Below are 14227 nucleotides of genomic sequence, written 5' to 3'. Positions count from 1 at the left end.
TTAAATTCACGTGAAGTTCACAGGAAAACGTTATATTTACATAGTTATATTTGAATTTAATGAAGTGAGGTATTCAGATTTGAAAAGAAAGAAATTAGTAATTGGTAGCATTTTAATGGGTATGACGTTATCTTTATCTGCATGTGGTTCATCAGATAATATTGTAACGACAAAATCAGGAAGCATTTCAGAAAGTGATTTTAACAAAAAATTAAAAGAAAACTACGGTAAACAGAATTTATCTGAAATGGTAGTAGAAAAAGTATTAAATGATAAATATAAAGTTACGGATGAAGAGGTAACGAAACAACTAAAAGAATTAAAAGACAAGATGGGCGATAATTTTAATACATATATGGAATCTAATGGTGTGAAAAATGAAGATCAGTTGAAAGAGAAATTAAAGCTTACTTTTGCTTTTGAAAAAGCTATTAAAGCAACCGTAACGGAAAAAGATATTAAAGATCATTATAAGCCAAAGCTTCAAGTTAGCCATATTTTAGTAAAAGATGAAAAGACAGCAAAAGAAATTAAAGAAAAATTAAATAGTGGCGAAGATTTCGCGACATTGGCTAAACAATATTCAGAGGATCCAGGTTCTAAAGAAAAAGGTGGGGAACTATCTGAATTTGGACCTGGTATGATGGTGAAAGAATTTGAGGATGCTGCGTATAAGTTAGAAGTTGGTCAATTGAGTGAACCTGTTAAATCTTCTTTCGGATATCATATTATTAAGCTAACGGATAAAAAAGAGCTTAAACCGTATGAGGAAGAGAAAGAGAATATTCGTAAAGAATTAGAACAGCAACGTATACAAGATCCTCAATTCCATCAACAAGTTACTAGAGAACTGCTTAAAAATGCAGATATAAAGGTATCTGATAAAGACTTGAAAGATACCTTTAAAGAGTTAGAAAAATAATAAATGGAATGTAAGGCAAGCGATAGAAATATCGGTTGTCTTTTTCTCTATTTATCCCGCTATTTGCCGGGCAGTAAGACCCCACCTCAAAATTCAGCGAAAGCAAAGAAGTGGCCCTGCTGCTCGTAAACGCCCAATTGGTGAGGGCTGATTAAAGTTTTACTTTATAAAGAAGGAGGAAGCGGGAAAATACTTTCATACCTGCATTAAATTTTACTTAATAAGAAATCTTTGAGTTTCTCAACTTTTATATAAAAATAAAACTGAATTTTCAGTTATTTTGTTATATAGTAAAAGAGAACGAATAAGGGGAGGGAACATTTTGAGTAAAAAGAAAATGGCAATTACACTGTCAGCAATGCTATCTGCAACAATTATACCTAGCTTTACTATGAATGTGCATGCAGAGAAGAAGGAAGAGATTAAAAATACGAAAATTGAATTAGAAAATGGGATGACAAAGCCGATTTATTCTCTCGATGAAGCTATTATCGAAAATTTATATGTAGAGACAGAAGTTGATAGTGATCGAGACGGTAAGAAAGATAGAGTATCGATAAAAGTTATGCGTCCAAAGACAGATCCGAATGTGAAAGTTCCTGTTATTTATGAAATGAGTCCATATCGATCTGGATTAAAAGCTGTTCCTGTATATAATGTAGATGAAGAATTATATGCGTATGAAGGAAAACCGTATGGAGCGGTTAATCTTGGTTCGTATGGGAACTATTACGTGCCAAGAGGTTATGCAGTTATTCTAGGCGAAAGTATCGGTACTGGAAAATCAGATGGATGCCCTACAACTGGAGATGAACAAGAGATACTCGGGACAAAATCTGTTATTGATTGGGTAAACGGTCGCGCGAAAGCATTTACAGAACAGGGTGAGGAAGTTCAGGCAAATTGGTCTACAGGAAATGTAGGTATGACTGGAGTTTCCTATAATGGTACTTTACCAAATGCTGTTGCGACTACTGGAGTCGAAGGTTTAAAAACAATTGTTCCAATCGCAGCAATTAGTAGTTGGTATGATTATTATCGTGCAAATGGTGCAGTCATTGCTCCAGGCGGATATCAAGGAGAAGATACAGATAATATGGCAGAAGCAGTACTGACAAGGGAAAATCCTGAAGTTTGCGGACAAGTTATAAAAGAATTAACGGCTGGACAAGACCGAAAAACAGGTAATTATAATGATTTTTGGGATAAACGTAACTATGTAAAAGATGCTAAAAATGTAAAAGCGAGTGTATTTGTTGTTCATGGTTTAAACGATTGGAATGTTAAGACGAAACAGTTCGCGCAATGGTGGGAAGCACTTGCGGAAAATAATGTTCCTCGTAAAATGTGGCTACACCAAGGTGGTCATGGTGGGACATCAAGTAATAACTGGCAGCAAACACAAAATAAATGGTTAGATTATTGGTTGTACGGAATTGAAAATGGAATTATGGATGAACCAATGGTTGATGTGCAACGAGAAAATAAAACGTGGCAAAAGATAAAAAATTGGCCAGATCCAGCGGCTGTACCTTCAAAAATCCGTATGTATTTAAGTAATAAATCAGTCAATTTACCATTAAGTATGGGAGCGGCTAATAAAGTTTTCTCAGTCTTAGATGATGCACAAATGAAATCAAACCAATTAGTAGCAAACCCAGAATTAGAAGTAGCAAATCGATTAGTATATACAATGCCTGTACTGCAAAAAGATACGCGTATAAGTGGTACACCAAAGATTTCAATTACAGGAAATATTGATCGATCTGTATCAAATTTAACAGCATTACTTGTTGACTATGGAGGAGCGAAGCCGGAAATCGTAACGAGAGGCTGGATGGATCCACAAAACTTAAAGAGTATAGAAAATTCAACAGCGATTCAACCGGGCAAAGATTATACATTTACATGGGACATGCAGCCAGATGATTATGTATTTAAAGTGGGGCATCAAATCGGAGTTGTTTTAATTGCAAGTGATTATGATTATACAATTAGACCGAAAGCTGGCACGAAACTTACAGTGAAATTAAGTGAAGTGACATTGCCGATTGTGAAATAAATATTTTTTCTAAAGAACTTACTAAAGTAAGCTCTTTAATTTGTAGTCTGAATTTTTAATTTTTATATTTCAAATTGGAAGGTTATGTAATACAATATCATTATATTCTATGGAAAGTGAGTGATATATTATGACAGTCAGCTCTTTCGAAATATCATTAAAATTAGAGGTACAGGAAGATTAGTTGAATTAAAATCTTCCGTACGTAAAAACGGAGGAGAAAATAAATGTTTAGCTTTTATAGTACACTTTGTACGGAACTGTATGATTACACAAAACCAGTCGGTTATTCTTTAAATGGTGATATTGAGTATTACAAAGAACGTTTAAAAGATTGTAGAGGAAGAATCCTCGAAGCTGCAGTAGGTTCAGGGCGTGTCATCATTCCGCTTCTAGAGGCTGGTTTTAAAGTGGATGGGATAGATTATTCACCTGAAATGCTAGATTCTTGCCGTAAGCGCTGTAAAGAGAGAGGCTTACATCCTAATTTATATGAAGGAAGCTTGCAACAATTTTCACTTCCGCATAAATATGACGCAATTATCATTCCTACTGGATCTTTTTGTTTAATTGAAAATCGTGTGGATTCTATAAATGCATTGAAATGTTTTTATGAACATCTTAATCCAGATGGACGATTAATCGTAGATATTATGCTTCCGCATGACTGGAAGACTGGGGAAATTCATACATCGACTTTCTCTTTGCCGAGTGGAGACGGAATCACATTAGAAAATAAATCAATTGAAATAGATTGGCTGAACCAAGTTACTGTATCATATTTGAAATATGAAAAGTGGAGTAAAGGACAGTTAGTACAAACAGAACTACAACGCTTTGCGGTACGTTGGTGTGGAATAGAAGAGTTTAAACTTCTGTTAGAAAGTATAGGTTTCTCTAACATTACTTGCTCTGCTGAATATGATTATGAAAAAGAACCGTCAAATGCAAATCAAATGATTACTTTTGAAGCTATGCGAAAAGAATAGAACTAAAACTATGAATAAAAAATAAGGCAATCGATTTAAAATCGGCTGCCTTATTTTTAATTTTATGTAATGGTTTATAGAGAAAGATTGGAGGGAAATAAATGAAACTTATATTAATATTTGGCCCACAAGCAGTTGGAAAAATGACAGTGGGGCAAGAATTAGCAACATTAACCGGTTTAAAACTTTTTCATAACCACATGACAATTGATTTAGTAAGTCCAATTTTTGATTACAGTACGAAAGAAGCAAAAAGACTAGTAAGTTTATTTCGTAATGAAATATTTGAAGAAGTATCTAAAAGTGATTTATCTGGAATGATTTTTACGTATATATGGGCATTTGACCTCCAAGCGGATTGGAATTATATACATCATGTAGAAAGTATTTTTGAATCAAAAGGTGGGACAGTGTATTTTGTAGAGCTGGAAGCGGAATTAGATGAAAGATTAGAACGAAATAAAAGCCCGAATAGATTAGAACATAAACCGAAAAAAAGAGATATTGAGTGGTCTGAAAATAATTTGAAAGAAACGATGAAAAAGCATAGATTAAACTCTCTTCATGGTGAAATTGAAAAAGAAGAGTATATAAAAATTAATAACACGTATTTGAGTGCAAAAGAAGTAGCGGAAATGATTAAAGAGAAGTTTCAATTGTGAAATTTTTGAAGTCTATTTCGTTTTCGTTGTCCAAGCATTCTCCTACTAATTACACATACTATTTATGTTAAAGTCGGCTACTATTTTATATAGGGCTGTTATTTTCCTATAAATGCTATTTTAGTGAAGTGGGAGGAATCAATTTGGAAAACGTAGAACAAGATAGAATTGAAAATCAAGTGTATTCAAATCGTGTAGTAAGATCAGAATTTGATTCGAATTGGGAAACTTGTATATCAAAGAGTGGTTATGTAATTTATGTAGCAACAAGTAATAATGCTGAAGTAATAGTGCTTCTTGCAGATGGTTCAAGTAAATTATTAATTTTCGAAAAAGGCGGTAAAGTAGTAGTAGGTGGCGGTGAAACAAGTCATTACAGTAAGCCGCATATTGCAAGAAATATTTAAGATAGAACATGTTAATTAAGAAGAAGCTGGAAAACGGTTGTCATTCATGTTTAGGGCATGATAGACGAACCGTTTTTATTTGTTTATAAATTTAGAAGAACTTCATTGATTACAAATACATCGGGATGACCAGCAAAATTAGAAGAAAACTTGGCGGGTAATGGTACAAAATATTATGTAGGTTTGCAAAAATGTTATAAGCGATATAAAAAAGCATTTCCTATTTGGGTAAACACTACTTCTATGTTATAGTATAATAGTGTTTTTAGATGGTGCTATTTTAATATATTTATAATTTTGTTATGTATTATTTTTATATTAAATAAGCGTCTAAAGTATTTTTTTATATAAGGAGTAATAATTAGAGAAATGAAAAATATAGACTTTATACTAGAAAGTGATGAGGCATTAAAACCGTCTGAACGATTAGTACTATTATTATTAGAGAAGCATAGAATGTTATATACGAACGATCTATTGGCATTATCAAATTTATCATATAAAACATTAACAGATTCATTAACGGCGCTAGTTTTAAAATCGTATGTGTTAAAGGAAACAGGTAAGGGAAGAAGACAGAATTGCTATAGATTAGTATGATAAGGCAGCTGTTTTAGAAACTTTTACATATGTTTTTTCAATCGTAAGGTGAAATTGTATTTTTGTTTTCAAACGAAAAACTTACTATAAGAGGGGCTAAGATAGTAGCGTTTCATTTTTGTAAATGTAATTATTTCATCATTGAAAATACAAAAATAAAATAAACCGCATAAAACAGAAATAAAAAAACAATCCATTTTAAAAATGGATTGTTTTTTTATTGGAATAATATTATTTGATATGTTGAAAGCATAAATAGCAGAATAAACATTACCTGTTTTAGTTCATGCAACTGAACAAATATGATGAAAACTATGTGTATAGTTTTTTGCTTGCTTTTTCAGTAACTCTAATGAAATCATGGTCTTCATTGTTTAAAGGTAGTATTTTTAACATTATTGCTATTCAGCATTAAGCACAAAAAAGTAATATATATAATATTATTATGTAAACTTAAGATTTTAAAAGGAAAATATAATAATTAATAGAACATGTAGAAGGAGATGCTTAAATATTTTGAAGGATGGGAGATTATTATGGAGCATTTACAATCAATAGCACAAGCTGTTATAAGTGGTAATAAGGAAAAAGTAGTGAAGTTTATAAAGGCGAGTCCAAGTATTGTTAACGAATGTAGTGAAGATGGCTGGACACCACTTCATTTAGCAGCTTATTTTGGACAGAAAGAAATAGCGAGTTTTCTTTTAGAAAGCGGTGCAGATATACATAGTAGAGCGAAAAACGAAAATGAAAATACACCTTTGCAAGCGGCAATTGCGAACAAGCAAAGTGAACTTGTCGCTTTCTTAATTGAAAAAGGATCAGATGTAAATATTATGCAAAGTGGTGGCTGGACAGGACTCCACGAAGCAGCATTATTAGGAAATGAAGAAATAATTATGTTGCTCCTTAAAAATGGAGCTAATAAGATGATTAAGAAAAATGATGGGAAAACAGCGTATGATATTGCATTAGAAAAAGGATATAATCACCTTTTACATCATTTGAAACAGGAAGTGAACTTATGATGAATAAATGGAGTGTTGGTATATTTTTATTTAATGAAGTAGAAGTGTTAGACTTTGCAGGGCCATTTGAAGTTTTTTCTGTAACTGAGGTGAATGAAGAAAAAACATTTACTGTTTATACAGTTAGCGAGAATGGGGAAATGATTACAGCAAGGAATGGATTGAAGGTACAGCCAGATTATAGTATTGAAAATTTACCACCAGTGGATATTTTAATAATTCCGGGTGGGCTAGGTGCTAGAAAATATGAAATAAAAAATGAAATAGTAATAAAATGGATTCGCCAACAAATGAAAGAAGTAAAGCTGATGACTTCAGTTTGTACAGGAGCGCTATTACTGGCGAAAGCAGGTTTACTGGAAGGTTTAAAAGCAACAACACATTGGGCTAGTATTGAAAAGTTTAAAAATGAGTTTCAAAATGTTGAAGTTATAGAAAATGTAAAGTTTGTAGATGAAGGACATATTATAACATCTGCCGGAATTTCAGCTGGAATTAATATGGCATTTCATATTGTGAAAAACTTGTTAGGTGTGCATGTTGCGGAGGACACAGCGAAGCGAATGGAGTATGATATTAGTTTGCCAATATAAAAAGCCCGGATTGGGCTTTTTATATTGAATGAATATAGTTAAGCTCTTCATCACTCAAAATAGGGCGAACAGATGCATTTGCATTTTCTTGTGCTTGTGTTCCTGTTTTTGCACCAGGAATTACAACACTTACTGCCGGATGAGAGAGTACATAGCGAAGTGCAAGTTGCCCTAGGGTTTGATTTTTATTTGAGAGCAACCGAAGTTTCTCTACGGTTTGTAAGTCTTCTTGAAACCAAGTTTCATTTGGCCAATCTTTGCGTAAATCTCCATCTGGAAAAATTGTTTTATTTGTGAATTTTCCAGTTAAAATGCCCATTTTTAATGGACCACGAATAACAGCTCCTAGATTTTTCTCTTGTAAGAATGGTAATATATCTTTTTCCGGTTTTCGATTTAATATATTGTAATCAAGTTGTACGATATCAATTTCGTTGTTGTTATTGAAATGATGAATGTATTGTAAATCATGAGTCGAAACACCGACTGCTCTTACTTTGCCATCACGTTTTAATATGTCAAATGCACGTAGAAATGCTTCTGTTTCTCTACGATTATGCCACCAAATATGACAAAAATAAAGATCAATATAATCTGTTTGAAGACGTTGTAAACTTGTTTCGAATACGGCGATGATTTTTTCGGGAGTATCATATACAGGAACTCCATTAAGGTCGTAGTGATGTCCGATTAAACCACCTTTTGTTGATAGGATAATATCATTACGATGTCCTTTAATCGCGGTAGCCACCAACTTTTCACTATGTCCTAAACCATACACATCCGCAGTATCAATAAAATTCACACCACATTCAATTGCTTTTTTTATAGCGGTTATAGATTGTTTATCGTTAACAGGTCCCCATTCATCACCACCGATTGCCCATGCGCCAAAACCTATTTCAGAAACAGTTATTCCAGTTTTACCTAATGTGCGGTAATGCATATTTCCCCTCCTTGTAAGCATGTTATAACATGGATATGTGGGGAAGGAATTTTGTGTGTGAAAAAACTCTTCTACAATAGTAGAAAAAGAATTACAGAAACTACTATTTTATAGCAGCATGTATAAAAAAAATCGGTGTAAATATGGAAATGTCGTCGAATGCTATCTTTAATTGGTTAATTTATGGGATATTTTTGTGAAGGAGTTTATTTTATAAGAATAGAATTTAGTTTAGTAAGAAAACGTGCCGATGGTAGTGAAAAATATGGGTTAGGGGGATTTGAATGAGGAAACTCGAGCGAGTAAATGTTCCTAATATACCAGAGCAATTATCACAACCTAGTGACAAGCGTAGGGTAAATAAAAAGAAGTTAAGGCGACTTATTTTAATGGTCCTTTTTATTGCGGCAACTACTCTATATGTTCAATATATTTTAACGAAACAACAAGAAGTAATTGATAAAAAGAAAGATACGATTACGGATCAAAAGAAACAATTAGTATCTTTAAAGAAAGATAAAGATTCTTTAAAGACTAACATAGAAAATTTAACAGACGATGAGGAAGAAATTTTGAAGTTAGCGAGAAAAGAGTATCAATTTTCTAAGTCAAATGAAACTATATTTGTGATGCCAAAGTAATAAAAAACAGTTAGCTATTGAACTGCACCCCCAATTGTTAGACGCCGTCTAACAATTGGGGGTGCAGTTTTTTATGTATGAATGTCATGGTACAAGGAACAATCACATATTGTAGAAATGAAGAGTTTAAGCTATTTTCATAAATATGGAATATGCATTGAAATAAATGTTGTTAAAATTCTGTCAATTATATTATAATACAAGGTAAGCGGATACATTTTTTAATCAACGTTGAGTTCCTCGCTCATACGACTATTAAGAAACCCGTTATCCTCGTATAAGAAAGGAAGATAGCTGTGTACGCTTCAAATACAATTTATATCGTAGGGGATGCGAAAGCACCTCAAAATAATCCCATTACTGAAAAGTATAAAAGCTATTTTGTAGCATTTATACTTGTTAAGGATACAGGGGAAATTGTAGATGCAGACTGCTCAGCGACAATTGCATTAACATCTCAATTTGTTAAATATTTATTTCTACATAAAAATATAAATGACCCGGCATTAGTAATGGAAGTAAAGAACCGATATTTCGGTTCTTCTCAAAAAGCGTTACTTGTAGCGCTAAAAGATGCACAGAAAAAATATAATCAGATTGCTGCTTTGTCTACTCAATCATAGACAAAATCCAGCCGTAAGAATCATTCTTATGGCTGGATTTTTTTATTTCACATTATTGTTCTACATCAAAAGTAAACGAAAACAAAGTAGAGTGATAGAAGAGTAAATGTCCAATGGGTTTACCTAATAATTCGTGGGTATAAATCTCCGGTGGATTAAGATTTCACTTCATTGGGGAACGAAAGGATGAACAAAATGAAAATTACAGATGTAAAAGTAAATCGTAGACGTGTAAAACTGCATACACCGTTTAAAACCGCACTTCGTACTGTAACAGAAATTGAAAGTATAGATGTTTATATTCATACAGACGAAGGAGTGATTGGTAAGGGGGCTGCAGCCGCAACGCCAGTTATTACGGGGGATTTCACCAGCGGAATAGAAGAAGCGATTTTAGGACCGATGCGTTCATGTTTAATTGGTCAAAATATCATTCAGTTTCAGCAGTTATTACAGGACATTCAAATGAGTTGTATTGGAAATTCAAGTGCGAAAGCAGCGGTAGATATCGCTTTATATGATGTATATTGCCAATATCAAAATGTGCCGTTATATGCATTGTTAGGTGGGAAGAAAAAAATTCATACCGATATTACAGTGAGTGTGGATGAACCTGTATTAATGGCAAAAGAAGCGAAGAAACATATAGAAAAAGGATTTCAAACATTAAAGATTAAAGTGGGTAAAGAGGCGCATTTAGATTTGGAACGTATTGAGGCAATTCGAAATGTGGTACCAAGAAATACGACATTACGTTTAGATGCGAATCAAGGTTGGAGTCCAAAAGAAGCGGTCTCTATCATTCAAGAGATGGAAAATCGTAATTTAAATATAGAATTTATTGAACAACCAGTACACGCGAAAGATTGGGATGGGTTAAAGTACGTCAAAGATCGTGTGCAAACGCCAATTATGGCCGATGAAAGTATATTTTCAGCAAGTGACGCATTAAAGCTCGTTCAAGGAAGATATGCAGACTTCATTAATATTAAATTAATGAAGTGTGGTGGCATACGTGAAGCATGGCGTATTGCAGATATCGCAGAAACAGCTGGTGTGAAGTGTATGGTGGGCAGCATGATGGAGTCTTCACTTTCCGTTAGTGCTGTTGCGCATTTAGCGGCAGCGCATCCTAATATTCATTATTTTGATCTTGATGCACCGCTTTGGTTAATGGAAGAGCCAGAAGGAATGACTTATTCTGGATCAAAGATAAACCTTCAATCGGCAGTGAATAGTAAGTTTTAGGAGAAGAGACTAGTAAACTATCTTTTAAGGGGGATAAATATGAAAAAAGTAGGAACTGCATTTTTAACAACTTTATTTATATTTTCATCGTTTACATCGGCAAATGCTGAAGAAAAGAAGGATAATAAAGCATTTATAGATGTATCTGCTGCAACGTTATGGACAGTACCTGATTCATTAAGGCCAATCGATACACCGAGTGCAACAAATCCAGTGGATCTATGGAAATGGACGAAATCAATGACACTTGACGAGAAACTATGGTTAACAAATGCAAATAAATTAGAAACACAAGCGTTACTCGGTCAAGAAGTAACTGTTATTGATAAGAAAGGCGAATGGGTGAAGGTATTAGTGCATGGACAGCCAACACCACGAAATGAAGAAGGTTATCCGGGCTGGATACCTGAAAAACAATTAACATATAATCAAGAATTTGCAGATAAAACAAATGAACCTTTTGTCTTAATAACCAAACCAACAGCGATTTTATATATAAACCCTTCTGAAAAACATAAATCACTTGAAGTCAGTTATAATACAAGACTGCCGCTATTAAGTGAAGACACAATTTCATACCGTGTATTGTTGCCAAATGGTCAAAAAGCATGGATACGTAAAAATGATGGAACAGTTTACCAATCTCAAACTGATATTCCAACTCCGGCCGCTGATGATTTAATTAACACAGGGAAAATGTTTTTAGGATTACCGTATATATGGGCTGGTACAAGTGGTTTTGGATTTGATTGCTCTGGCTTCACGCATACAATCTACAAATCGCACGGCATTACAATTCCGCGAGATTCTGGACCGCAATCAAGAGCAGGAGTTGCAGTTGATAAAGAAAATCTACAAAAAGGTGATTTAATTTTCTTTGCACATGATCAAGGGAAAGGTAGTGTCCATCACGTTGCAATGTATATTGGTGATGGCAATATGATTCACTCACCAAGAGCTGAAAGATCGGTAGAGATTATACCGCTAAATACACCAGGATATATAGAAGAATACGCTGGTGCTCGTCGTTACTTACCTTAAAAATAGAGGGGGTTTTTAAATGAAAAAAGTTGTTCGTTACTCATTAGTTAGTACTCTATTAGTTTCTTCATTTTTAGTTGGTTGCGCAAAAGAAAAAACTGCAACAAAGCCGAAAGATGAGAAGAAAGTATTACAGTTACTAGAAACGGGTGAAATTCCGTCGTTAAATTCAGGGAAAGTAACAGATGCAGTCTCGTTTAACGTTTTGAATAACGTAATGGAAGGACTATTCCGTCTATCGAAAAATGATGAAGTAATTGAAGCCGGCGCACAAAAATATGAAGTGAGTAAAGATGGAAAGACATATACATTCCAATTGCGTGATGCGAAATGGTCTAACGGAGATCCAGTAACCGCTCATGATTACGTATACGCTTGGAAGCAATTGATTAATCCAGATACAGCTTCTCAATATGCATACATTGCGTACGATGTAAAAAATGCTGAGAAGATAAATAAAAAACAACTAGGTCTAGATGAATTAGGAGTAAAAGCGAAGGATGATAAAACATTCGTCGTAGAGCTAGAACACCCTGTACCGTATTTTACGAAATTATTAATTTTACCATCCTTCTATCCAATTAACGAAAAATATGCGAAAGAGCAAGGTGATAAATACGGCTTAGAAGCAAATAAAGCGGTATATAATGGACCGTTTACATTATCAGAGTGGAAGCATGAAGCTAGCTTTACAATGAAGAAAAACGATAAGTATTGGGATAAAAAAGAAGTGAAGTTAGATGAAGTAAACTATCAAATTGTAAAAGAAATTTCAACTGCGGTAAATTTATATGAAACAGATAAAGTTGATAGAGCTGTTATTTCTACAGAATTCGTAGATAAATATAAAAATAATAAAGAGCTAAAACAATATACAGATCCAGTTATGTACTTCTTCCGATTTAATGAAAATGTACCAATTCTTAAAAATAAAAATGCACGTCTTGCGCTAAGTACAGTTTTTGATAAGAAGGGACTCGCAGATTCATTTTTAAATGATGGATCGGTTGCAGCAAACTATTACGTACCAAAAGGATTTTTAAAGGGCCCAGATCAGAAAGATTTTAGAAGTACGGCTGGCGAGTTTAATAAGACAAATGTAAAACAGGCGAAGGAATATTGGGAGAAAGCGAAACAAGAGACAGGTACAAATGAAGTGACGTTAGAACTATTAAATTATGACTTAGAAAACTTTAAAAAAGTTGGAGAGTACATTAAAGAGCAGCTTGAGAAAAACTTACCAGGATTAAAAGTGAATGTGAAATTACAACCACATACGCAAAAATTAGCACTTGAGAAGAAGAAAGAATATGAAATGTCGTTATCACGCTGGTTACCAGATTATCCGGATCCAATGACTTACTTAGAAGTATTCCTTTCTGGAAGTAGCGTCAATAATACAGAATATGCAAATCCAGAATATGATGCATTAATTAAGAAGATTAAAACAGAATTAGGTAATGATGAAAAGGCTCGCTGGAAAGCAATGCAAGATGCTGAAAAAATGCTACTTGATGATGCAGTAATTGCACCGGTATTCCAGCGCGGATTATCATACTTACAAAAACCATATGTGAAAGATTTATATGTACATCAATTTGGTCCAGCTACAAGTTTAAAATGGGCAGATTTACAAAAATAAAAGAATGGGGAAACAGACTTCACGTATGTGATAGTCTGTTTTTTCTTATTTAAAGTTAGAAAAATAGTTCATGGTATAATTTATTAGTCTGTAAACAGTATTTGGAGGGAAAATGATGTCTATGTTTGAAGAAGAGAAAGTAATTTATACAAAAAGATTATTCATGAGGAAACCAATTGTAGAAGATATTGATCAGTTTTATAACATATTAAAAAAAGATACTGTTGGCAAATGGCTGGCTAAATCAAGAGGAATGTCGAAGGAAGAAACAAATGACTATATCGGGCAACTTATCTTACATTGGGAACAGTTTGAATTTGGAGTATGGTTGTTATTTAATAGTGAAACAGGAAAGCTTTTAGGACATTGTGGTTTAAGAAAGGTAGATGAAACAGGTGAAATAGAAATTATGTATCTCCTTGACCCAGAACATTGGAGGAATGGGTATGCATTAGAAGCAGCAGAGGCTTCCATTAAATATGCAATAGAGACTTTGAATGTAACAAGAATAATTGCTAGAGTTAAAGTAGAAAATGAGAGCTCGAAAAAACTTTTACGAAAGCTCGGGTTTATATATACCCATGAAGTTGATCATAGCGGGCGCTTATTATCATATTTTGAACTCCATACATCATCCAAAGAATTCTAGACATTTCATATGTGTTTTCATTGTTAAAAAATAAAATTATTACTAAAATTCCAGTGTGAAATTTATGTAGAATCTTGTATAATTAACGTGTTTCTATGGAAACATTTTTTGTGCTATTTATATAGGACTTAATAGAACAAGTAAGGAAATACATACATGTATATAATAGATAAA

At 33.5% G+C, this 14227-nt stretch carries 15 protein-coding genes; 14 read left to right on the top strand and 1 reads right to left on the bottom strand.

All coding sequences use genetic code 11. The annotated features are described in order from the left end of the window. The first annotated feature begins 79 nt into the window (after positions 1-79). From ACTFRY_RS18035 to ACTFRY_RS18000, 8 genes are all read left to right on the top strand, one after another. Positions 80-922 carry a peptidylprolyl isomerase PrsA gene (locus tag ACTFRY_RS18035; RefSeq protein WP_016118079.1) on the top strand — a complete coding sequence of 281 codons (843 nt, stop codon included), beginning with the start codon at positions 80-82 and terminating at the stop codon, positions 920-922. 322 nt (positions 923-1244) lie between these two features. After that, positions 1245-2984: a Xaa-Pro dipeptidyl-peptidase gene (locus ACTFRY_RS18030; protein WP_000038314.1), complete on the top strand. Its 1740-nt coding sequence runs from the start codon at positions 1245-1247 to the stop codon at positions 2982-2984. Between the two features lie 227 nt (positions 2985-3211). Continuing rightward, the gene (locus ACTFRY_RS18025) at positions 3212-3973 is read left to right on the top strand and encodes a class I SAM-dependent methyltransferase (protein ID WP_000490908.1); all 762 of its coding nucleotides are present in this window, start codon (positions 3212-3214) and stop codon (positions 3971-3973) included. A 101-nt stretch (positions 3974-4074) separates the two neighbouring features. Beyond that, the gene (locus tag ACTFRY_RS18020) at positions 4075-4635 is read left to right on the top strand and encodes an AAA family ATPase (protein ID WP_000767064.1); all 561 of its coding nucleotides are present in this window, start codon (positions 4075-4077) and stop codon (positions 4633-4635) included. 143 nt (positions 4636-4778) lie between these two features. Then, positions 4779-5042, top strand: a complete 264-nt coding sequence (locus ACTFRY_RS18015; RefSeq protein ID WP_000432428.1) for a hypothetical protein — start codon at positions 4779-4781, stop codon at positions 5040-5042. 369 nt (positions 5043-5411) lie between these two features. Beyond that, positions 5412-5642, top strand: coding sequence for a hypothetical protein (locus tag ACTFRY_RS18010; protein ID WP_000789031.1), 231 nt, complete (start codon positions 5412-5414; stop codon positions 5640-5642). Between the two features lie 536 nt (positions 5643-6178). Next, entirely contained in the window at positions 6179-6670 is a 492-nt protein-coding gene (locus ACTFRY_RS18005; RefSeq protein WP_000400681.1) for an ankyrin repeat domain-containing protein, read from the top strand. Beyond that, positions 6667-7263 (top strand): DJ-1/PfpI family protein, encoded by a 597-nt coding sequence (locus ACTFRY_RS18000; protein ID WP_016118075.1) that lies wholly within the window; start codon positions 6667-6669, stop codon positions 7261-7263. The genes ACTFRY_RS18005 and ACTFRY_RS18000 overlap by 4 nt, the downstream gene beginning before the upstream one ends. 19 nt (positions 7264-7282) lie before the next feature. On the opposite strand, the gene ACTFRY_RS17995 is transcribed toward ACTFRY_RS18000, so the two are convergent. Next, positions 7283-8209: an aldo/keto reductase gene (locus ACTFRY_RS17995; RefSeq protein WP_000559352.1), complete on the bottom strand. Its 927-nt coding sequence runs from the start codon at positions 8207-8209 to the stop codon at positions 7283-7285. Between the two features lie 284 nt (positions 8210-8493). Between ACTFRY_RS17995 and ACTFRY_RS17990 the strand changes: the two genes are divergently transcribed. The 6 genes from ACTFRY_RS17990 (at position 8494) to ACTFRY_RS17965 (ending at position 14053) form a co-directional block, all read left to right on the top strand. Then, a complete protein-coding gene (locus ACTFRY_RS17990) occupies positions 8494-8850 on the top strand; it encodes an FtsB family cell division protein (RefSeq protein ID WP_001228374.1) in 357 nt (118 codons plus the stop codon). Between the two features lie 296 nt (positions 8851-9146). Beyond that, positions 9147-9473, top strand: coding sequence for a DUF3870 domain-containing protein (locus ACTFRY_RS17985; RefSeq protein WP_000271318.1), 327 nt, complete (start codon positions 9147-9149; stop codon positions 9471-9473). Between the two features lie 186 nt (positions 9474-9659). After that, a complete protein-coding gene (locus tag ACTFRY_RS17980) occupies positions 9660-10721 on the top strand; it encodes a dipeptide epimerase (RefSeq protein ID WP_001038455.1) in 1062 nt (353 codons plus the stop codon). Between the two features lie 39 nt (positions 10722-10760). Continuing rightward, positions 10761-11762, top strand: coding sequence for a C40 family peptidase (locus ACTFRY_RS17975; RefSeq protein WP_000755427.1), 1002 nt, complete (start codon positions 10761-10763; stop codon positions 11760-11762). Between the two features lie 19 nt (positions 11763-11781). After that, positions 11782-13404, top strand: a complete 1623-nt coding sequence (locus tag ACTFRY_RS17970) for a peptide ABC transporter substrate-binding protein (protein ID WP_000758259.1) — start codon at positions 11782-11784, stop codon at positions 13402-13404. 115 nt (positions 13405-13519) lie between these two features. Continuing rightward, positions 13520-14053, top strand: a complete 534-nt coding sequence (locus tag ACTFRY_RS17965; protein WP_000061611.1) for a GNAT family N-acetyltransferase — start codon at positions 13520-13522, stop codon at positions 14051-14053. The last annotated feature ends 174 nt before the right edge of the window (positions 14054-14227 follow it).

The sequence above is a fragment of the Bacillus cereus group sp. MYBK195-1 genome (genome assembly GCF_051916605.1).
Lineage (GTDB): Bacteria > Bacillota > Bacilli > Bacillales > Bacillaceae_G > Bacillus_A > Bacillus_A cereus.
The sequence above is the reverse complement of the archived record's forward strand: the minus strand, read 5'-3'. Positions and strand labels throughout refer to the sequence as shown.